The organism is Paracoccus aminophilus JCM 7686 (assembly GCF_000444995.1).
Lineage (GTDB): Bacteria > Pseudomonadota > Alphaproteobacteria > Rhodobacterales > Rhodobacteraceae > Paracoccus > Paracoccus aminophilus.
The window spans coordinates 883129-903839 of the sequence record NC_022041.1 but is presented as its reverse complement, the minus strand read 5'-3'; the positions used below and the strand labels follow the sequence as shown (position 1 = coordinate 903839).

The window sequence follows — 20711 nt, the reverse complement described above, 5'->3', positions numbered from 1 at the left end:
CCCCAAAAGGTCACAGCTCGCTTTGAGCGTGCCGGAAAGGCGGACGGGCCAGCGGTTCAGCCTGCAAGCGCCTGGCGCAGATCGGCGATCAGATCCTCGGGATGTTCGAGCCCGACCGAGATGCGCAAAAGCCCCGGCGTGATGCCAAGCGCCAGCCGCGCCTCCTCGGACAGGCGCTGATGCGTCGTCGTCGTCGGATGGGTCACGATCGTCTTGGCATCGCCGAGATTGTTCGAGATCTTCGCGACCTCGAGCCGGTTCATCGCGCGGAAGGCGGCGTCCTTGCTACCGGTATCGGCGGCGATCATCGTGCCGCCCGTGCCCATCTGGCGCGCGGCCAGCGTGTGCTGCGGATGGCTTGCCAGCCCCGGATAGATCACCTTCGAGATCTGCGGCAGGCTTTCCAGCGCCGTCGCCACCTGAAGCGCGCTGTCGGCCATGGCGCGCACGCGCAGATCCATCGTCGTCAGACCGTTCAGCATCAGCCAGGCATTGAAGGGGCTGATCGCGGCGCCGGTGTGCTTGAGATAGGGCTCGGCGACATTGCGCACGAAATCGCGGGTGCCGCAGATCACGCCGCCCAAAGCACGCCCGGCCCCGTCGATATGTTTGGTGGTCGAATAGATGATGACATCCGCGCCCTGCTCGGCCGCATTCGAGAAGGTCGGGGTCGCGAAGACATTGTCCGCGACGACCAGCGCGCCGACCGCATGGGCCAGTTTCGCGACCCCCGCGATATCGACGATTTGCAGCGTCGGGTTCGACATGCTTTCAAAGAAGACGGCCTTGGTGCCGGGACGGATCGCGGCTTTCCACTGATCGAGATCGGTGCCATCGACATAGCTGATCTCGACCCCGAATTTCGCCAGAAGATCGAGCACATAGAGGCACGAGCCGAAGAGCGCGGAGGAAGAGACAATATGGTCGCCCGGCTTGACCATGGACATCAATGCACCGTTCACGGCCGCCATGCCGCTTGCGGTTGCAAAGGCGTCCTCGGTGCCTTCAAGACTTGCGATGCGATCCTCGAACATCCGGCTGGTCGGATTGCCGTAGCGCGCATAGATGAACTCGTCCGGGCCCACATTGATGAACCGCGCCTCCGCCTGCTCTGCCGTGTCATAGGCAAAGCCCTGCGTCATGAAGAGCGCCTCGGCCATTTCGCCATATTGGCTGCGGCGCGTGCCTGCGTGAACGGCGCGGGTGCGAGGGTGAAGCTGCGGTTTCGGATCTGTGGACATGGCGGATTCCCGGATTTGTGCAGAATTGCGGCTTCGGGGTTACTCCTCGGCCCGCGCCTGTGCAAGTTCACCCGCAAGCGAAATCCGCATTCCGGCCTTGCGGCAACAGCGAAAAAGGCTCAGCCCCGCGAGTCCTCGTCCTTGGCGGGCAGCGCGTAGCGTTCAAAGAGCTTCGCATTGGCGATGAAGAAGCCGAACATGATGACCACCAGACCGATGGTCTTGAACCAGACCCAAGCGGATTGCGACATGGTGTGGCGCACGATTTCATTCAGCGCGGCCATCGCCAGAAACAGCACGACCAGCCGGATCGTCAGGATGCGCCAGCCCTCGGGCTGCATCGGCAGTGCCTCGCCCATCACCGCCTGGAGCCAGTTGCGCCGCAAAGCAAGGCTGAGGCCAAGAAGCCCGGCGAAGAAGAGATAGAGAATCGTCGGCTTCATTTCGAGAAACTTCGGATCATTGAGCCAAGCCGTCAGCCCGCCGAAAAATACCACCAAGACCAGAGTCATGATCTGCATGACCGAGATCTTGCCGGTCATCCGCCACAGGATCAGCGTGGCGATGACCTGAACCGGGACGAAAACCATCGTCGCGACGACAAAGCCCTGATACTCGGTCCCGCCAAGCGTCACGGTCTTGTTCTTGAGCGCAAGGAAGGTCAGCAGGAACAGCAGCGCCGGTCCGAATTCAAGGACAGCCTTCGCGAGCGGTGCGGGCTTTTTGGGTTCGGTCATCTGGCTCTCCGGTGTGATAATCGTCTTGCCTTGTCGCTCAGGCGCGGGGCTTGGGCAAGGTGGCGCGGGGTCGCGCCGGATCGGGGTTGGCGCGAGGTCGGATCGAGGCCGCATCAGGGCCGCGACGCGTCAAGCCGCTAAGCCCTCAGCCCTCAGTCCAGCTTGATCGCGGCCAGAATCGCGCCCGAGGCCGCATCCTTGCGCCCGATCTGCTGAGCGATCAGCGCGTGGCGGGTGTCGGGCGGATAGGCCGAGCCGGGTTGCGCCATGCTCGATACCTTCAGCCGCAGCGGCTGGCGCCCGTCCCAGGTCGCGATCCGGTCCACGCCCAGAACAATATTACGATAGGTCAGCGTGAGGCCGCGATTCTCGCCGGATTTCACCTCGACCTGCCGCGCGGGTGCGTAGCGGATCAGCAGGATCGCAATGCCGTGCTTGCTGGGGCCGCGCGGGGTCAGCTCGATCTTGAACCCGTCGGGCGTATCCTGCGAGACCACCGAAAGCGCGATCGGGCGCGCCATTTCGGTCTCGATCAGCGACATCAGATCGGCCGGGCGCAGCGAGAGCAGCGTATCGGTACCGCCAACCAGAATCTGCGGTGTATAGATCGAGCGCTCTCCGGCGGCGCGGGCATAGTTTTTCTGACGCACGGTGAATTCGGGACGGGCGAAATCGTCGCTCCAGCCCAGATAGTCCCAGTAATCGACATGCCACGACAGCGCGAGCACATCCGAACGATTGGCCAGATCCGCCAGCATGTCATCGGCCGCAGGGCAAGAGGAACAGCCCTGCGAGGTGAACAGCTCGACCACAACCGGAGAGTGAATCATCGGCCCGATCGGCAGCGCATTCGCGGCCAGAGGCGCCGCGCGGTTGGCTTCGAGCAGTTGGTTGGGCTGGGGTTGGCCCGCTTCGGGCAAAAAGCCGTAATTCGCCCCATCCATCGTGCTGCTCTTAAAAGCCGCATCCGCCGAACCGCCAAGCGCACGCGGCGCCCGGATCAGCCCCGCTTCGCCGTCGGGCGCATCGAGAAAGCTGGTGCTGTCATCGGCGCTCAGATCGCCGCTCATCCCGCCATATCCCGCCGTCGCGCTCGACGGATCTCCGGTCGCGGCCGAGCCAAAGGCCGAAACATCGCTGCCCGGAGAATGGGTGATCGAGCCACCAAAGCCGGTCGACGAGGAAAACCCGTCTCCGCCTCCGGTTGTCATTCCACTGACACCGCCATCGGATTCACTGTCCTGAGCCAGACCCGGCTGGGCTGCGACAAGGAACATCCCCATGGCCAGAACCTGCAGCGACATCCGACCTGCACGCCGCAACCTGACCGCAGCCCGATGCGGTGGTATGCGGCATATCGGTTGGCGCGACAAAACGTCATCAGAGCCAGCGGGCAGACATGCGGTCATCAAGAGCTTTTCCAATAGGCCACCGCAGAGAACCACGGCATGATCCCGTCCACCTAACGTCTGCGGGGGCAAAGTGCCAAATCAAGGGTTTGTTAGCGTCGCGCGATTACATCAGTGCCGTGTCACCATCGCAACAGCCTGTCCCGCTCGGAATTTTTTTCGCATACAATCGCATACAATCAGGTCCGAGACCCTTGCACCCTCGCCCGAAAAAGCGCACATGGCGCTCAGACCGCCTCACAGCCACCTTAGCCACGATAGGGAGCGAGCTATGCCCATCGAAACGGGAAAAGACTCCGCAAAAACCCGCCGCAGCCTCAACGCTGGCGGCAAAACCTATGCCTATTACTCGATTCCGGCCGCAACCGAAGCCGGGCTTGGTGATTTCTCGAAACTGCCGGCCTCGCTGAAGGTCGTGCTCGAGAACCTGCTGCGCTTCGAGGATGGCGGCAAGACCGTCTCGGTCGAGGATATCAAGGCCTTCGCCGAATGGGCGAAGCTGGGCGGGCAAAACCCGCGCGAGATCGCCTATCGCCCCGCCCGCGTGCTCATGCAGGACTTCACCGGCGTTCCCGCCGTGGTTGACCTTGCCGCGATGCGCGACGGTATCAAGGCGCTTGGCGGCGATCCGCAAAAGATCAACCCGCTGAACCCGGTTGATCTGGTCATCGACCACTCGGTGATGATCGACGAATTCGGCACCCCCCGCGCCTTCCAGCGCAACGTCGAGCTGGAATATGAGCGCAATATGGAGCGTTACACGTTCCTGAAATGGGGCCAGAACGCGTTCAACAACTTCCGCGTCGTGCCTCCGGGGACGGGCATCTGCCATCAGGTGAACCTTGAATATCTGGCCCAGACCGTCTGGACCGACAAGGACCAGAACGGCGAAGAGGTTGCCTATCCCGATACGCTCGTCGGCACCGACAGCCACACCACCATGGTCAACGGCCTTGCCGTTCTGGGCTGGGGTGTTGGCGGGATCGAAGCCGAGGCCGCGATGCTCGGCCAGCCGGTTTCCATGCTGATCCCGGAAGTCGTCGGCTTCAAGATCACCGGCGCTTTGACCGAAGGCGTCACCGCGACCGACCTCGTCCTTAAAGTCGTTCAAATGCTGCGCAAACACGGCGTTGTCGGCAAATTCGTCGAATTCTACGGCGAAGGCCTTGACCATATGCCGCTGGCCGACCGCGCGACCATCGCCAACATGGCGCCGGAATATGGCGCGACCTGCGGCTTCTTCCCGGTCGACAATGAAACCCTGCGCTACCTGCGTCAAACCGGCCGCGAAGAGGCTCGGATTGCGCTGGTCGAAGCCTATGCCAAGGAAAACGGCTTCTGGCGCGGTGCTGATTATGCGCCGGTCTATTCCTCGACGCTGGAACTCGACCAGAGCGAGGTCGTCCCGGCGATCTCCGGCCCGAAACGTCCGCAGGATCACGTTCCGCTGACCGCCTCGGCAACGGAATTCGCGAAATACATCTGCGGCACCCGCAAACTGCCCGAGCCGACCGAGAAATCGGAAAAGCGCTGGAACGGCGATGGCGGCGCGCCTGCTCCGGATCACCTGCCGGGCCACCATGACGGCTTTGCCTCGGGCGATGTCGAGGGCGAAAGCTACAAGCTCCATGACGGCTCGATCGTGATCGCCTCGATCACGTCCTGCACCAACACCTCGAACCCTTACGTGCTGATGGCGGCTGGCCTTGTTGCCCGCAAAGCCCGCGCGCTTGGCCTGACCCGGAAGCCTTGGGTCAAGACCTCGCTCGCCCCCGGCTCGCAGGTGGTCGAGGAATATCTGAAGGCCGCGAACCTTCAGGAAGATCTCGACGCGCTTGGCTTTAACCTCGTTGGTTTCGGCTGCACGACCTGCATCGGCAACTCGGGCCCGCTGGAGCCGGCGATCTCTAAATCGATCAACGACAATGATCTGGTCGCGGTCTCTGTCCTCTCGGGCAACCGCAACTTCGAAGGCCGGATCAGCCCCGATGTGCGCGCGAACTATCTGGCCTCGCCGCCGCTGGTCGTCGCTTACGCCATCGCAGGCGATATGAACATCGACCTGACGAGCGAGCCTCTGGGCTATTCGAACGAAGGCAAGCCGGTCTTCCTCAAAGACATCTGGCCGTCCTCGAAAGAAGTCGCCGAGCTGGTCGATACCATCGTGACCCGCGAGATGTTCCAGTCGAAATATGCGGACGTGTTCAAAGGCGACGAGCGTTGGCAGGCCGTCAAGGTCACCGACAGCGAGACCTATGACTGGCCCGCGACCTCGACCTATATCCAGAACCCACCCTATTTCCGCGGCATGTCCAAAGAGCCGGGCGCGATCCACGATATCGAGCGCGCGCGCGTTCTGGCGCTGCTGGGCGATATGATCACCACCGACCATATCTCGCCCGCCGGTTCCTTCAAACCGACGACGCCTGCCGGGAAATACCTGACCGAGCGTCAGGTCGCTGCAAAAGACTTCAACAGCTACGGCTCGCGCCGCGGCAACCATGAAGTCATGATGCGCGGCACCTTCGCCAATATCCGCATCAAGAACGAGATGCTGGATGGGGTCGAGGGCGGTTACACCAAGGGCCTCGATGGCGAGCAGACCTCGATCTATGACGCGGCGATGGAATATCAGGCAGCGGGCATCCCGCTGGTGATCTTCGGCGGCATCGAATACGGCGCGGGCTCCTCGCGGGACTGGGCGGCCAAGGGCACGAACCTGTTGGGCGTCAAGGCGGTCATCGCTGAAAGCTTCGAGCGTATCCACCGCTCGAACCTCGTCGGCATGGGCGTCATCCCCTTCGAGTTCACCAATGGTGCGACCCGCAAATCGCTGGAACTGACCGGAGACGAGGTCATCTCGATCGACGGGCTGGAAGGCGACTTCAAACCGCTGTCGCTGGTGCCTTGCCACATCCAATATGCCGATGGCCGCGAGCGCACGATCCAGCTCAAGGCCCGCGTCGATACCGAGGTCGAGATCGAATATCTCGAAAACGGCGGCGTGTTGCATTACGTTTTGCGCAATCTCGCCAAAGCCTGATCGGGGCGAATACCCGGATCACGAAGAGGAAAAGCCCCGGCACTGCCGGGGCTTTTTCTTTGCGCGCCGCGATGATGTCGCGATGATCGCGTGCCGTTTACGGCTTTGCCGGATCGGGCGCGGGTGCCGTCGCAGGGGTGGCGTCGGATGCTGGGGCCGTCTCCGGGGCTGTCGCAGGCGCGGGAGCAGGCGTGGCCGGAGTTGCGGCTTTGGGGGCATCGGGCAGCGTCGAGCTCCAGACCACCTCATCGGCGGGGTCCGCGCCGGGCGTATGCATACCCAAAGGCGTGTCCTCTTCGCTCGGCACATAGGGCTTGGCCTCGGGCAAAGCATCGGCGGCGCGGTCGTCAGGGCCGCCCGAGCAATACCAAAGCGCGCCGCCAGTCGCCGCCGCCCCGACCAGCACGGCACCCGCCGCGGCCGGAGACGAGGCCAGCCCCGCCGCAACCGCGCCCGCGCCTTCGATCGTGCCCTTGAGATCGCCCGTCGCGACCCCGATGATCGCCTGACCGGGGCTTTGCGTGACCTCTTCAAACCCCGACGTCACCGCCGCCTTGCCGCCCTGAAGCGCCGCCGCCTTGGCCGAGTTCACCCGCGTGCAGAAGGTCTTGCCGCAGATCGCATTCGATTTGCGCGGGCCAAGCTGAGCTCCGACATAGGTGTCGTTTTTCTGATCCCAGAGCAGGCAGTAATTGGCCTCGTCCTTGATCTCATTGCGGCGCAGGATCTCGCGCAGGGTGACATAGCCCGGGCAGGTCACCTTGCCGAAACGGGCGAATCGCGCTTCCATCGATCCGACGTTCTTCTGGTAACCCTCGTCCTTGAGATAGTTGATCTCTGTCACCGCGCCCGAGAGCGAGGTCTTGCAGGTCCACAGCTTCTCATCAGCGGTTTCGGACCAGACCGGCCCTCCGGTCACGGCGAGTGTCAAAAGCAGAAAGGCCGCGGTCTTGCGCATGATCATCCTCAATTTGCCCCGCCGGACTTTAACCCGAAGCCAAAGCCGAGGCGACAGCCTGACGCGAAGGTCGCGGCAGTTTGATGGCAAAGAGGCCACGCCCTGTTGCAAAAGAGCGCGGCCTTCGCCCGGGCCTCAGCCGAGCGCGGCCAGCGCCGCCTCGATCCGCGCGCGCGAGGTCAGTCGCGCGCCAAACCACCAGCGCGCCGCCTCTGCCCGTCCGTTCAGCGTCACGCCCTCGGGATCAATCCCGGTCACGCTCCAGCGCCCGTCCTCGGTCACGCCCGCCGCTTTGGCAATCCGCGCGACATGCGCGGGATTGCCATTGAGCGCCTCGACGATTGCAGCCTCTTCCGCCATCAGCGCCTCGGCCCCGCTCAGATCGAGACGCAGGTGATCCGGGGTCACGTCATTGGCGTTTTGCGCCGGGCCGCCATTGAGCTGAACCGCCTCGATCTTCATCTGATAGATCCGCGCATCGGGCAGCGAGAGGTAAAGCTTCGCCTTGGGAAAACGCCGCAGATAGAGATCCTTGGCCGCGTCAATCGTCGGGCCGGTGACACGTTCCATTCGACCCGACAGGCTGAGGCGCGGCGTCACCAGCACGTCGCGACCATGATCGGCCAGCGACAGCGAGACACGGGGATCGGCCTCGATATTGCGGGCGTGAAGTGCAAGCGAGGCGGTGAAGATCAGCGGCGTGCCATCGGCGCGCACCACGAGATTCGTCGCCGTATTATAGGGAAAGCCACCGGGATCGAGCGTCGCCAGCGCCGCGACCCGGCTGGTCAGCAGCATCTGGCGCGCGACCTGCGCGGGCTCCATCGGGCGGGCCGCGTCAAGATTGATTTCCAGCCCGCGCGGGGTGATCGCAGTCATTCTGAGCCTCCTTGGGGATAGGCCCTGGCGGTCCGCGCAGGCCCGAAAGCCGGGCAGCGCCATGATCTGGCTGGGGGATGCAGGGTTCTAACATGCTGGCATCAAAAGGCAAATGCGACAGCCTGCCCCTGCCAAAGGGCGCCCCAAAGCAAAAGGCCGCCCCGGTGGGAGCGGCCTTCTTTTGGATGATCCGGTTGGATCGTCCGAATTAGTTCTGAGCGTAGAATTCGACGACCAGGTTCGGCTCCATGACAACGGCGTAGGGCACGTCGCCAAGGGTCGGGGTGCGCACGAAGGTCGCGGTCAGTTTGTTGGTGTCGACTTCGATGTAGTCCGGGACGTCACGCTCGGCCAGGCCGACGGCTTCCAGAACGATCGCGAGTTGACGCGACTTGTCACGAACCGAGATCACGTCGCCTTCTTTGACGCGGTAGGACGCGATGTTGACGCGCTGACCGTTCACTTGGACGTGGCCGTGGTTCACGAACTGGCGTGCAGCGAAGATCGTCGGGACGAATTTCGAGCGGTAGACGACGGCGTCGAGGCGGCGCTCGAGCAGACCGATCAGGTTCTCACCGGTGTCGCCCTTCACACGCTCGGCTTCGGCGTAGATGCGACGGAATTGCTTCTCGGTCAGATCGCCGTAGTAGCCTTTGAGTTTTTGCTTGGCGCGCAGCTGGGTACCGAAGTCCGACAGCTTGTTCTTGCGGCGCTGACCGTGCTGGCCCGGGCCATATTCGCGACGGTTGACCGGCGATTTGGCGCGGCCCCAGATGTTTTCGCCCATGCGGCGATCGAGTTTGTACTTGGCAGCTGTGCGTTTGGTCACGGCTGATCTCCTTCACAAATTATGCGTCTGCGGTTAGACCCGGAACCGGTAGCATTCTCCCGGACCGCAGATGCGTCGAAGGGCGTTGTCCTCTGGCAATGAAGCCCGACAGGAATCCCCTTGCGGGGGCCACCAACACCAATGAAGCCGCGCTTATAGCCGCTTGCCACCCCATGTCAAGTGCAGGTCAAGTGCGGGTCAAGTCTGGCTCAAGGCCCCGAAACGCCGACCCCCGAAGCCCTAAGATTGCACAGCTTTGCGGCCGAAGGGGCACAGGCGGCAAATTACATTGCGTCTTCTGAAAATCCTAAGCTTTCCAGAGGTTGACGATCCGTCATCTGAGCGCAAGTTATCTTGATGGATCCTTGGATAAGGAATCGCAATGCGATCTCTGCGCGCCGCACTGACTCTTTTGCTTCTCGGCACGCCGGCTCTGGCTGAACGCCCCGACTGGGATGACACCCCACGGATCGCGATCGTCTCGGCTTTCGAGCCCGAGTGGCTGGCGCTGAAAGAGGTCGTGCAGCCGACCGGCCATTCGATTCAGCACGGTACCGAGTTCGTGACCGGGACGCTTGAGGGCAAGGATGTCGTCCTTTACCTCTCGGGCGTTTCGATGGTGAATGCGGCGATGACGGCGCAGCTCGCGCTCGACCGGTTCAACATCCAGGCGATTGCCTTCACCGGCATCGCTGGCAGCGCGGAGCCGAAATATGACATCGGCGATGTCGCGATTCCCCTGCGTTGGGGCCAATATTTCGAGGTGGTTGCCGGACGCGAGCGCGACGGTGCCTTCACGATGCCGCGCTTCTTCCGCTCGGATCACAAGAATTTCGGGATGTTCTTCACCCGCCCGCTCGATGTGATCACCGCACAGTCTCAGAAGCCCGAGACCAAATTCTGGTTCGAGGTCGATCCCAAGCTGTTTCGCATCGCAGCCGAAGCCGCCAAGGATGTGAAACTGTCGAATTGCTCGAAAGGCAATGCCTGCCTGACCAAGATGCCCGAAGTGCGGATTGGCGGGAATGGCGTGTCGGGCTCGGTTTTTGTCGACAATGCCCAGCTTCGGAACTGGGCGCATGAAACTTTCAAGGCCGATGTGCTTGATATGGAAAGCGCGGCGGTCGCGCAGGTGGCCTATTCGAATGACGTGCCCTTCATCGCCTTCCGCTCGGTCTCTGATCTGGCCGGTGGGGGGGCGGGTCACAATGAGATGGGCACCTTCATGGACCTTGCCGCCGCGAATTCGGTGGCGGTGATGAGCCGCTTTGTCGCCGCCCTGCCACCGGTTTCGGAAATTCGGGGTCTTGAGTGACGGCGGGCGGAAGCCTATCTTTGATCTCACAGAAAGGCGGCCCGTCATGTTTTCGATCCCCGGCAAATCCCCTGTCACCATTACCCCGGCAGCCGAGCGTCAAATCGCCAAGCTGATGGCGGGGAAGTCGTCGCATGGTCTGCGCATCGGCCTGAAGAAAGGCGGCTGTGCGGGCATGGAATATACGATGGAGATGGCGGAAACGCCGCATGCCTCGGACGAGGTCGTCGAACAGGGCGCGGCGCGCGTGATGATCGCGCCGACCGCACAGATGTTCCTTTTCGGCACCGAGATTGACTATGAGACCGGGCTGCTCGAATCCGGCTTCAAGTTCCGCAATCCGAATGTGACCGAAGCCTGCGGCTGCGGGGAATCGGTGCGCTTTGAGCCTCTGGGCGCGGGTCGCCCGGCCAGCTGAGGCCGCGCGCCCGGACTGTTGGCGCAAACAGTTGCAATCTTTGCCAAAATCACAGGCGCCTCGCTTGATTGACCGCTGCGAAGTCCCTAATCCCTGCTGAGTTTTGATAATCGGGGGATGAGGGATGGCACCGCGCAAGCTTGCTGCTGGCAATTGGAAGATGAACGGGACCTTGGCCGCGCTGGCGGAAATCGACCAGCTTGTGGCCGCGCACCCCTCGCCTGCCTGCGACGTGCTGATCTGCCCGCCCGCGACCCTGATCCATGCCATGGCCACCCGCGCGGCCGGCTCGGTGCTGCGCGTCGGCGGTCAGGATTGCCACGCCAAGACCTCGGGCGCCCATACCGGCGATATTGCCGCGGTCGAGCTCAAGGATGTCGGCGCCTCGCATGTCATCCTCGGCCATTCCGAGCGCCGCGCCGATCACGGCGAGACCGATGCCGAGGTCGCCGCCAAGGCGCTTGCCGCCCATGAGGCCGGGCTGGTCGCGGTGATCTGCGTCGGCGAAACCGAGGCGCAGCGCGATGCTGGCCAGACGCTCGATGTGATCGCGACCCAGCTTCAGGGCTCGGTCCCCGCAGGCGCCACGGCGGCGAATACCGTGATCGCCTATGAGCCGGTCTGGGCGATCGGCACCGGCCGCACCCCGACGAATGACCAGATCGCCGAGGTCCATGCCCTGATGCGCGACCGCCTTGCCGCGCGCTTTGCCGATGGCGCCGAGATCTCGCTGCTTTACGGCGGCTCGGTCAAACCCTCGAATGCCGCCGAGATCTTTGCGATTGCCGATGTCAACGGCGCGCTGGTTGGCGGCGCGAGCCTCAAGGCCAGCGATTTCGGCGCGATCATTTCCGCGCTCGGCGCATAAGAAAAATCTTCTCTACCTCGACATTTTTGCGCAAAAAAGGACGGAGTTCCGGCGTTTACAGCAAGATCGGAACACCGTTTTCTCTTTGCGCAAGTGTCGCCTCTTGCAAAATCCCCCGCGAGGCGCATACCTCTGACCGACTTGACAGGGTTTAGAGATGACTGAGGCCGCGCACCGGGGCGAACCGGCGATTTCCTTTCAGGGCGTGACCCGCCTCTATCCGCAAAAGGGCGGCGCAGGTGATGTGGTCGCGCTTGACGATATCTGGCTCGACGTGCCGCAAGGCGCGATCACCGGGATCATCGGCCGTTCGGGCGCGGGCAAATCCACCCTGCTGCGGCTGGTGAACGGGCTCGAGCGCCCGTCTTCGGGCAAGGTGATCGTGCATGGCCGCGATGTCGCGCCCGCCGAAGGGGCCGAGCTGCGCGCGATCCGGCGCGAAGTCGGCATGATCTTCCAGCATTTCAACCTCCTCTCCTCGCGCACGGTCTTTGACAATATCGCGTTGCCGCTGGAAATCGCAGGCGCGCCGTCCGCACAGATCCGGCCGCGTGTCAGCGAGCTGATTGATCTCGTCGGGCTAACCGCGCAGGCCAACCGCTATCCGGCAGAGCTCTCGGGCGGGCAAAAGCAGCGCGTCGGCATTGCCCGGGCGCTCGCCACCAATCCGCGCGTGCTTTTGTCGGATGAGGCGACCTCGGCGCTTGATCCCGACACGACGCGGCAGGTGCTGGAGCTCTTGCAAAACATCAACCGCGAGCTTGGCCTGACCATTCTGCTTATCACCCATGAAATGGCGGTGGTGCGCGACATCGGCACCCATGTCGCCGTGATCGAGGGCGGGCGCATCGTCGAGGCGGGCGAGACCTATGCCGTCTTCTCGCGCCCTCAGCATCCGACGACGCGCTCGTTCCTGACCGGCGTCACCGGCGTCGCCGTGCCCGGTTTCATCGCCGGTCGCATGACGCCTGCCCCGCAAGGCGAGGGCGCGCAGGCCGTGCTGCAGATCACCTTCATCGGCGATCACGCCACCGACCCGATGCTCTCGCGCCTTGCCGTTGATCGCGGGATCGAAACCAATATTCTCGCCGGGGCGATCGAAGAGATCGGCCCCAATCCCTTCGGCAGCCTGATCGTCAGCCTGCCCGGCCCCCGCGCCGCCGAGGCTCAGGCCTTTCTGAACCGTCACGGCATGATGACCGAGGTGCTTGGCTATGTCGGCTAGTTTGATCAACCTGCTCTGGGCCTCGACGCTGCAGACGCTTTATATGGTCGCGCTTTCGACGATCCTCGGCACGCTGATCGGCGGGCCTTTGGGGATTTTCCTTGCGACCTCGCGCAAGGGCGAGCTCTATTCGAGCCCCGTGCTCAACAAGGTGCTGGGGCTCGTGGTCAATGCGGCGCGCTCGGTTCCGTTCATCATTCTGGTCGTGGCGATCATCCCCTTCACGCGTCTGGTCGTCGGCACCTCGATCGGCACCGATGCCGCGATCGTGCCTTTGACCATCGCTGCCGCCCCCTTCATCGCCCGCCTGATCGAGACCGCCATTCGCGAGGTCGATGCCGGTCTGATCGAGGCCGCGCGCTCGATGGGCGCGACGCCGGGCCAGATCGTGCGCAAGGTTCTGGTCGCCGAGGCCATGCCTGGCATCGTTTTGGGCCTGACCTTGGCCGTCGTCAGTCTGATCGGCTATTCCGCCATGGTCGGCGCGGTCGGCGGCAAGGGGCTTGGCGATCTCGGCATCCGCTACGGCTATCAACGTTTCATGCCCGATGTCATGGCCGCCGTGGTCGTGATCCTGATCGTCTTGGTCCAGCTGGTGCAATCCATCGGCGAATGGATCGCCAGCCGGTTCGACAAACGCGCGCCCCGCAACCGGGGCCGGTAAAGAGTTCTTTCACAGGAGAAAGCCAATGAAAAAGCTGCGCTTCGCTACCCTGACTGCCGCCTTCGCCCTGGTTTCGGGCATGGCTCTGGCCGAAGACATCAAGGTTGGTGTCTCGGTCGGCGAACATGCCGAAATCATGGAACAGGTCGTTCCGATCGCCAAGGAAAAGGGCCTGAACATCGAGCTGGTCGAGTTCACCGATTACGTCATGCCGAACCAGGCGCTGGCGGATGGCGATCTCAACGCCAATATCTTCCAGCACCAGCCCTATCTGGACAACCAGATCAAGGACCGTGGCTATGACCTGACCACGATCGGCCTGACCTTCACCACGCCGATGGGCGTCTATTCGTCCAAGCTGAAATCGCTGGATGATCTGCCGGAAGGTGGCAAGGTCGCGATCCCGAACGATCCGACCAACGGTGGCCGCGCGCTTTTGCTGCTGGCCGACAAGGGCGTGCTCAAACTCAAGGACGGCGTTGGCCTGACCCCGACCCCGCTCGACATCGCGGAAAACCCGAAGAAGCTCGAATTCCTTGAACTCGACGCCGCCCAGCTGCCGCGCTCGCTCGATGATGCCGATGTGGCTGTCATCAACACGAACTATGCGCTCGAAGCCAAGCTCGATCCCAGCAAGGATGCGATTGCCATCGAGAAGGCCGAAGGCCCCTATGCCAATATCATCGTGGTGAAAACCGCCGATAAAGACGCGGCTTGGGCGAAAGAGCTGGTCGAGGCCTATCACGACCCGAAAATCAAAACCTTCATCGAAGAGAAATACAAAGGCGCGGTCATCCCCGCGTTCTGATCTTTGGTGATCGAACGGCAAACGCCCCGCAATTGCGGGGCGTTTTTCGTTTCAGCCTTTGGAGTTCGTCATTCGGGTTTCATCATTCCGGCTTCATCGTGCCGGTGCGGCGGAGCTGGTCGTGCCAGCTCAAAGCCTCTTCGAGCAGATGCGGCGTATGCCCGCCACGCTCGGTCGCGCGCGCGGAATAATCGCGCAGAAGGTCGCGCCATTCCGGGGCGACGGTGTTTTCGATGATGACCCGCGCGCGCTCACGCGGTGCCAGTCCGCGCAGATCGGCCAGCCCCTGCTCGGTCACCAGAATATCGACATCATGCTCGGTGTGATCGACATGGCTGACCATCGGCACCACCGAGGAAATCCTGCCACCCTTGGCCATGGATTTCGTCACGAAGATCGACATGAAGGCATTGCGCGCGAAATCGCCCGAGCCGCCGATGCCGTTCATCATCTGCGTGCCCATGACATGGGTCGAGTTCACATTGCCATAGATGTCGAATTCGAGCGCGGTGTTGATCGCGATAATGCCCAGACGCCGCACGACCTCGGGATGGTTCGAGATCTCTTGCGGGCGCAGCATCAGCCGCGATTTATATTCGGCGAGGCGCGGCATGACGCTCGCGCCCTTCGCAGGCGAGAGCGTCAGGGACGAGCCCGAAGCAAAGACCATCTTGCCGCTGTCGAAAAGATCGAAGGTCGAATCCTGCAAGACCTCGGAATACATCGTCAGGTCGTGGAACGGGCTGTCGATCAGCCCGTGCAGCACCGCATTGGCAATCGTGCCGATCCCGGCTTGCAAGGGCGCGAGCTGGTTGGTGAGGCGGCCTTGGGCGACCTCGTGCTTGAAGAACTCGGTCAGATGGCCCGCAATCGCGCGGGTGTCCTCGTCCGGTTCAAGGATATTCGAGGCGCTGTCGTGCTTTTGCGAGATGACGATGGCTGCGATCCGCTCGGGCGGGATCGGGATATAGGGCAGCCCGATCCGGCTTTGCGGCGAGACCACCGGCACCGGCATCCGCGCGGGGCGATAGGTCGGGATGAAGATGTCATGCATCCCTTCAAGCGCCAGCGGCTGGCTGGTGTTGATCTCGACGATCACCTTCGGGGCCAAAAGCGCGAAGCTCGCCGAATTGCCGACCGAGGTCGTGGGGATGATGCCGCCCTCTTCGGTGATCGCGACCGCCTCGATGATGGCGAGATCGACGCCGGGGATCTGGCGGGTGCGCAATTGCTCGACGGTTTCCGAGAGATGCTGGTCGATGAACATCACCTCGCCCGCATTGATCGCGCGGCGCAAAGCCGGGTCGGACTGGAAGGGGATGCGGCGCGAGAGGACATGCGCCTCGGCCAAAGTCTTGTCGAGATCATTGCCAAGCGAGGCCCCGGTCATCAGCGTGACCTTCAGCGGCTCGCGTTTGGCACGCTCGGCCAACGCCAACGGCACGGCCTTGGCCTCGCCCGCGCGGGTGAACCCGCTCATGCCAAGGACCATGCCGTCCTTGATAAGCGCCGCCGCCTGATCTGCGGAGACCACGAGATCGCGCAATCCCTTGTGCCGGATGCGGTCGAGATAATCTGGCAAAGCGAGCCCTCCATCCTCTGGATCTGGGGGTGGCATAGAAGCATATCGGGCGGGTGACAAATCAACGCGGCCATGCGGCGGGCGCAAGGCAAAGGCCGTTGACCTTTCGATCAACGGCCCCGAAAGTGGTCGTTTCTTGCGCCCGTTCAGCCCTTGGCGCTCAGCGTGAATGCCGTGCCCCAGGGATCGCGCAGATGGGTTTGGCTTGCTGCGGCGTAAAGCTCGGGGGTCAGCCGGATCTCGACATCGGCAAGGCCGGTCGCGCCGTCGGGCCGCGCGCCTGCGCCACGGCTGTTCCAGATATTGCCCGCGAGATGGTGGTGATAGCCACCCGAGCTGAAGAAGCTCGCGCCCTGCATCCTTTGCGTCAGCCCCATGCCGAGAGGACCGGTGATGAAGCTTTCCGCGCCGGTCAGATCGCCGACCTGCAAATGGACATGGCCAATCACCGTATCTTCGGGCGCGCCGGTGAAGGGGCCGCGCGCCTCGGCTGCCAGATCGTTCAGATCGAGCCGCCGCGTGACCATGCTGAGCGCAGCGTCCCGGCGCGGCCAATCGGCACGGGGACGATCGACATAGATCTCGATCCCGTTGCCCTCGGGGTCGCGCAGATATAGCGCCTCGCTGACGCCGTGATCCGAGGCACCGTCAAGGCGCAGATCGGTATCGGCGGCATGGCGCAGCCAAGCGCCGAGATCGGCGCGGCTGGGCAGCAGAAACGCGTTGTGGAACAGCCCGGCCTGACGCGGATCAGCAATCCGGGCGGCCTTGTCGCCGCGCAGCTCCAGCAGGACACGCTCGCCCTGCCCCAGACGCGCAACCTCTGCGTCGCGCGCCAGCTCTTCAAGGCCGAGGGCCGAGCGATAGAAATCGCTCATCCCGGCCAGATCCTTCACGACAAGGGCCACGCGGCCAATGTCGGCAGGTGCATCACTCGTCGCCATGATCGCCTCACTTATTTGCGGTTAAAGACCGACCAGCGGCCGTCCCCAAGGAAAGACAAAGCCACCATCACGATGGCCCAGAAGACCGGATATTCCCAGCCGCCGCCGGTATTCGAGAAGCCAAAACCATTGGGAACATGGCCAAACCAGGCCGCACCCAGCAGGACCAGCGCGCCCAGCAACGAGACCCAACGGGTCATGAAGCCCGCGATCAGCGCGAGACCGCCCAGGATCTCGATGATCATCGTCAGATAGCCAAGCGCGCCGGGCAGGCCGAGCGATTGGAAATAGCCCGCGGTCCCCGCCGGGGTGAAGACGAAGAGCTTCGTCAGGCCGTGGACCAGAAACAGTGCGCCGGTCGAGACGCGCAGAATGGTGGCCGCCAGATCGGCATTGCCGTTTTGAAGAGTGGTATCGGACATGGGTTCGCTCCGTTTGCGTATGAAGCGAAGATAGAACTTCCGATCATCGCCGATAACGGCTATATTTCGCGAGATATTCCCGCCATTTTGTGGACAGTCATGGACAGGATCGACCGCATCCGCGCCTTTGTCACCGTGGTTGACGCGGGCTCTTTCACCGCGGCGGCGGATCGGCTGCGCATCTCGAACAAGCTTGTCAGCAAATATGTCGCGGCGCTCGAGGCCGATCTCGGCGTCACGCTGTTGCACCGCACCACCCGCGCGCTCTCGCTGACCAGTGCGGGCGAGCGTTACCTGCAAGGTGCGCGCCGCCTGCTGGCCGCTGCGGATGAGCTTGACGCCCAGCTGCATGCGGGCGAGGCCGGGCTGACCGGGCGGCTGCGGGTCTCCGCGCCGATGACCTTCGGCGAGATGTTCATCACGGAGCTGACCCATGATTTCCTGCGCCAGAACCCGCGCGTGAGCGTGGATCTGAACCTCACCGACCGCTATGTCGATCTGGCGGCCGAAGGCTATGACATCGCGATCCGCATCGGCAATCTGCGCGATTCCGCCTTACTCGGGCGGCGGATCGGCACGACCCAATCCTGGGTGGTGGCAAGCCCGGATTATCTTGCGCGCCACGGCCAGCCCGAGACGCCCGCCGATCTGAAACATTACCGCACGATCCGCGACACCAATGACAGCTCGCTCAATCGCGCGACCTTCATCGTCAATGGCGCGCCCCTCAGCGTCGCGCTGCAAAGCCGGATCGCGGTGAACAGTGCCGCCGCCGTGCGCCGCTTGGCGCTGGCGGGCGAGGGGATTGCCTTCACGCCCCGCTTCGTCGTCGAGGAAGATGTTGCGGCGGGTCGCCTGATCCATCTTCTCAGCGATTTCGCGACGGCCACGCTTGATATTCAGGCGTTACAGCTCCCGCAGCCCTTCCCGGTGCCGCGCGTTGCCGCCTATCTCGATCACCTGCGCGAGGCGCTACGGCCCCATTTCACCCCAGAACCGCGCCCGGGTTCATGATCCCCAAAGGATCAAGCGCCGCCTTGATCGCCCGCATCGCCTGAAGCCGCACCGGATCGCCCCAGCGCGCCAGATCGCCGACCTTGAGCCGCCCGATCCCGTGCTCCGCAGAAAACGAGCCGCCGCGCGCCATGACCATCTCATGGACCTGCTCGGTCAGGGCCTTGCGCGCCCCGTCATATTCCTCGCGCCGCCGCCCCTTGGCCGGGAAGAGGTTGTAATGCAGGTTCCCGTCGCCGAGATGGCCGAAGCAATGGATGCGCAGATCGCTGCCTTGGCGCAGCGCGACATCGGCGTCGCGGATGAAGCCCGGAATGTCCGACAGCGGCAGGCTGATGTCATGGCTGGCAATCGCGCCAATCCGGCGGTTGGCCTCGGGCAAGCTTTCGCGCAGATGCCAGAATTCGCGCGCCTGAGCACCGGATTGCGCGATGACGCCGTCCCGCACCAAACCACGCTCCATCGCATCGACCAGCAGGCCTTCCAGCGCCTGCGCTGGGTCGAGCCCTTCCGGCAGGCCGACCTCCAAAAGCACCGACCAGCGCGCCTGCGGCAGGGGCAGACGCACCTCCGGCAGGGTGTCGCGCAGGAAATCCATGCCCTGCCCCGACAAAAGCTCGAACGAGGTCACCCCGCCCGCAAGCCGCCCCTCGGCCAAGGCGAGCAGGCTCAGCGCCGCCGCCGGGTCCGGGACTTCGAGCATGGCGGTTCCCACGCCCGCAGGCGGCACGATCAGCCGCAGGGCGGCGGCGGTGATAATGCCCAAACTGCCCTCGGCCCCGATCAGCAGATCGCGCAGATCATAGCCGGTGTTGTCCTTCCGCAGCCGCTTGAGATCGCGCAGGATCGAGCCATCGGGCAGAACCGCCTCGACCCCGAGACAGAGCGCGCGCGCCGTCCCGTGCCGCAAGGCAGCCACGCCGCCCGCATTGGTCGAAAGACAGCCGCCAATCGCCGCCGTCCCTTGCGAGGCGAGCGAGAGCGGAAAGGCGCGCCCCGCGCCCGTTGCCGCTTCGCGCACCGCGTGCAGCGTCATCCCCGCCTCGGCGATCAGGACGTTTTCCTCGGGCCAGATCCCCCGCATGGCTGTCATCCGCTCCAGCGACAGGACTAGCGGTAAGGGCCCCTCGGGCATGACCTGCCCGCCGACAAGCCCGGTCCCGCCGCCGCGCGGCACGATGCCCACCCGCGCCTCGGCGCAGGCCCGAACCACCGCTGCAACCTCCTCGACCGAGCGCGGCGCGGCGATGAGCCCTGCGCGCCCGTGAAGCCGTCCGCGCGGCTCGTCCAGATAGGCGTCAGAAACCGGGCGCAGCACGCCCTCGGGCAGCCGCGCGGCGAGATTTGCATCAGCGGGATTGAGGTCGGTCATCGCGGGCCCTCCGGGATCTGCAGAGGGCCAAGAGGTGCGCTGCAAATCCGGACAACGCAAGGGGGCGTCGGCCCCATGCCGTCCTAACGCGTTAGAACGAGCCGAGTTTTTTCGAACCGAGCCCTTCGACGACCGCCTCGGGTTCGTTCTGGCTCCCTTTGGTGACGACCCCGAAATTGTAAACGTCCCAACCCGTATCCGTCTTCACCGAGATCAGGCTGTGACCGAACTGATGCGGCTCTCCGGTCGCGCTCGACTTCTCGGCCACAGTGGCCTGGCCTTGGGAATCCTTCGGCTCAAGGCCACCTGACATCCCGCCGCTGTCGGTCGGCCTCCCGATTTTCGCGAAGGCCGGTCCCCCTGCGTAATCCCTGAAGTTTTTGAAAAACTGCAATTGATGTTGGGTTCGTTGCTTGTCTTGCCCAGTCAGATCGCCGGCACGCGCGGCCTTCATCTCGTCGTCCAATGCCATGCGGTCAGTCGGCCCAACCCCTTTGCCGAACATGACTTCGCCATTCGGGTCATGGAAGAAATGCCACTTGCCGTCCTCGGTCTTGGTCACCACGAGACTGCATCCGTTCATCGGCGGCGTCGCGACAATCGTGCCTTTCGGCACATCGGCTGGAACCTCGACATGGCCGACCGCTTGGGCCGGATAGGGAAACCAGTAGTCCTTGCCATCGGTGGCAGTTTGCCCGGTCAGCGTCCTGATCCCATTCTTGGCCTTGCCTTCGACGATCTTGCAGCGCCCGCCCTCGGTCACATTGATCCCGGCCCCGGTGCCCCCTTTCGATCTGGCGGCATTTCCGAGGTCATTCGCCTTTTGCTGCGCAATCGCCGAGAGATCGACCATGAAATTCCGGCCGTCCTTGCTCGCCTCGACCGCACCGGGGGCCACGCGAAAATTGTCGAGCGGAAGCGTCTCTGGCGTGCTGCTGAAAAAACCCATGACCAAAACCTCACAAATGGCACAAACACATCAG

The 20711-nt window shown here is 63.4% G+C and carries 19 protein-coding genes; 8 read left to right on the top strand and 11 right to left on the bottom strand.

Going from position 1 to position 20711, the window contains the following annotated elements; genetic code table 11:
- Window positions 1-56: 56 nt before the first annotated feature.
- The 3 genes from metZ to JCM7686_RS04555 form a co-directional block, all read right to left on the bottom strand.
- Window positions 57-1241: an O-succinylhomoserine sulfhydrylase gene (metZ, locus tag JCM7686_RS04565; RefSeq protein ID WP_020949689.1), complete on the bottom strand. Its 1185-nt coding sequence runs from the start codon at window positions 1239-1241 to the stop codon at window positions 57-59.
- 119 nt (window positions 1242-1360) lie between these two features.
- On the bottom strand, window positions 1361-1978 hold the full coding sequence (locus JCM7686_RS04560; RefSeq protein ID WP_020949688.1) for an inner membrane-spanning protein YciB: 618 nt from the start codon (window positions 1976-1978) through the stop codon (window positions 1361-1363).
- A 152-nt stretch (window positions 1979-2130) separates the two neighbouring features.
- Entirely contained in the window at window positions 2131-3282 is a 1152-nt protein-coding gene (locus JCM7686_RS04555) for a DUF1223 domain-containing protein (protein ID WP_041527126.1), read from the bottom strand.
- 376 nt (window positions 3283-3658) lie between these two features.
- Here JCM7686_RS04555 and acnA point away from each other — a divergent pair, with 376 nt between their 5' ends.
- Entirely contained in the window at window positions 3659-6430 is a 2772-nt protein-coding gene (gene acnA / locus JCM7686_RS04550; RefSeq protein WP_020949686.1) for an aconitate hydratase AcnA, read from the top strand.
- Between the two features lie 97 nt (window positions 6431-6527).
- Here acnA and JCM7686_RS04545 read toward each other — a convergent pair whose 3' ends face one another.
- The 3 genes from JCM7686_RS04545 to rpsD form a co-directional block, all read right to left on the bottom strand.
- On the bottom strand, window positions 6528-7388 hold the full coding sequence (locus JCM7686_RS04545) for a hypothetical protein (RefSeq protein ID WP_148292576.1): 861 nt from the start codon (window positions 7386-7388) through the stop codon (window positions 6528-6530).
- A 135-nt stretch (window positions 7389-7523) separates the two neighbouring features.
- Window positions 7524-8267 carry a HugZ family pyridoxamine 5'-phosphate oxidase gene (locus tag JCM7686_RS04540; protein WP_020949684.1) on the bottom strand — a complete coding sequence of 248 codons (744 nt, stop codon included), beginning with the start codon at window positions 8265-8267 and terminating at the stop codon, window positions 7524-7526.
- Window positions 8268-8475: 208 nt separating this feature from the next.
- A complete protein-coding gene (gene rpsD / locus JCM7686_RS04535; RefSeq protein WP_020949683.1) occupies window positions 8476-9096 on the bottom strand; it encodes a 30S ribosomal protein S4 in 621 nt (206 codons plus the stop codon).
- Window positions 9097-9478: 382 nt separating this feature from the next.
- Here rpsD and JCM7686_RS04530 point away from each other — a divergent pair, with 382 nt between their 5' ends.
- From JCM7686_RS04530 to JCM7686_RS04505, 6 genes are all read left to right on the top strand, one after another.
- Entirely contained in the window at window positions 9479-10411 is a 933-nt protein-coding gene (locus JCM7686_RS04530) for a 5'-methylthioadenosine/S-adenosylhomocysteine nucleosidase (protein ID WP_020949682.1), read from the top strand.
- A 46-nt stretch (window positions 10412-10457) separates the two neighbouring features.
- Complete coding sequence (locus JCM7686_RS04525; protein WP_020949681.1) at window positions 10458-10829, top strand: HesB/IscA family protein; 372 nt, start codon at window positions 10458-10460, stop codon at window positions 10827-10829.
- A 124-nt stretch (window positions 10830-10953) separates the two neighbouring features.
- A complete protein-coding gene (gene tpiA / locus JCM7686_RS04520) occupies window positions 10954-11697 on the top strand; it encodes a triose-phosphate isomerase (RefSeq protein ID WP_020949680.1) in 744 nt (247 codons plus the stop codon).
- A gap of 157 nt (window positions 11698-11854) precedes the next feature.
- Complete coding sequence (locus tag JCM7686_RS04515) at window positions 11855-12922, top strand: methionine ABC transporter ATP-binding protein (RefSeq protein WP_020949679.1); 1068 nt, start codon at window positions 11855-11857, stop codon at window positions 12920-12922.
- Window positions 12912-13586: a methionine ABC transporter permease gene (locus JCM7686_RS04510; RefSeq protein ID WP_020949678.1), complete on the top strand. Its 675-nt coding sequence runs from the start codon at window positions 12912-12914 to the stop codon at window positions 13584-13586. Before JCM7686_RS04515 ends, JCM7686_RS04510 begins: the two co-directional genes overlap by 11 nt.
- A 25-nt stretch (window positions 13587-13611) precedes the next feature.
- Window positions 13612-14394: a MetQ/NlpA family ABC transporter substrate-binding protein gene (locus JCM7686_RS04505; RefSeq protein WP_020949677.1), complete on the top strand. Its 783-nt coding sequence runs from the start codon at window positions 13612-13614 to the stop codon at window positions 14392-14394.
- A gap of 82 nt (window positions 14395-14476) precedes the next feature.
- Here the strand turns inward: JCM7686_RS04505 and JCM7686_RS04500 are convergent, their stop codons facing one another.
- The 3 genes from JCM7686_RS04500 to JCM7686_RS04490 all read right to left on the bottom strand — a co-directional run bounded on the left by JCM7686_RS04500 (window position 14477) and on the right by JCM7686_RS04490 (window position 17342).
- Complete coding sequence (locus JCM7686_RS04500) at window positions 14477-15976, bottom strand: acetyl-CoA hydrolase/transferase family protein (RefSeq protein ID WP_041527125.1); 1500 nt, start codon at window positions 15974-15976, stop codon at window positions 14477-14479.
- Between the two features lie 146 nt (window positions 15977-16122).
- Window positions 16123-16920 (bottom strand): VOC family protein, encoded by a 798-nt coding sequence (locus JCM7686_RS04495; RefSeq protein ID WP_020949675.1) that lies wholly within the window; start codon window positions 16918-16920, stop codon window positions 16123-16125.
- A gap of 11 nt (window positions 16921-16931) precedes the next feature.
- Window positions 16932-17342: a DoxX family protein gene (locus JCM7686_RS04490; protein ID WP_041527124.1), complete on the bottom strand. Its 411-nt coding sequence runs from the start codon at window positions 17340-17342 to the stop codon at window positions 16932-16934.
- 99 nt (window positions 17343-17441) lie between these two features.
- Here JCM7686_RS04490 and JCM7686_RS04485 point away from each other — a divergent pair, with 99 nt between their 5' ends.
- Window positions 17442-18356, top strand: a complete 915-nt coding sequence (locus JCM7686_RS04485; RefSeq protein ID WP_041527123.1) for a LysR family transcriptional regulator — start codon at window positions 17442-17444, stop codon at window positions 18354-18356.
- On the opposite strand, the gene JCM7686_RS04480 is transcribed toward JCM7686_RS04485, so the two are convergent.
- Both JCM7686_RS04480 and JCM7686_RS04475 read right to left on the bottom strand, forming a co-directional pair.
- Entirely contained in the window at window positions 18328-19728 is a 1401-nt protein-coding gene (locus tag JCM7686_RS04480) for an FAD-binding oxidoreductase (RefSeq protein WP_020949672.1), read from the bottom strand. The genes JCM7686_RS04485 and JCM7686_RS04480 overlap by 29 nt on opposite strands.
- Window positions 19729-19819: 91 nt before the next feature.
- Window positions 19820-20677 carry a hypothetical protein gene (locus JCM7686_RS04475; RefSeq protein ID WP_020949671.1) on the bottom strand — a complete coding sequence of 286 codons (858 nt, stop codon included), beginning with the start codon at window positions 20675-20677 and terminating at the stop codon, window positions 19820-19822.
- Window positions 20678-20711: the final 34 nt, after the last annotated feature.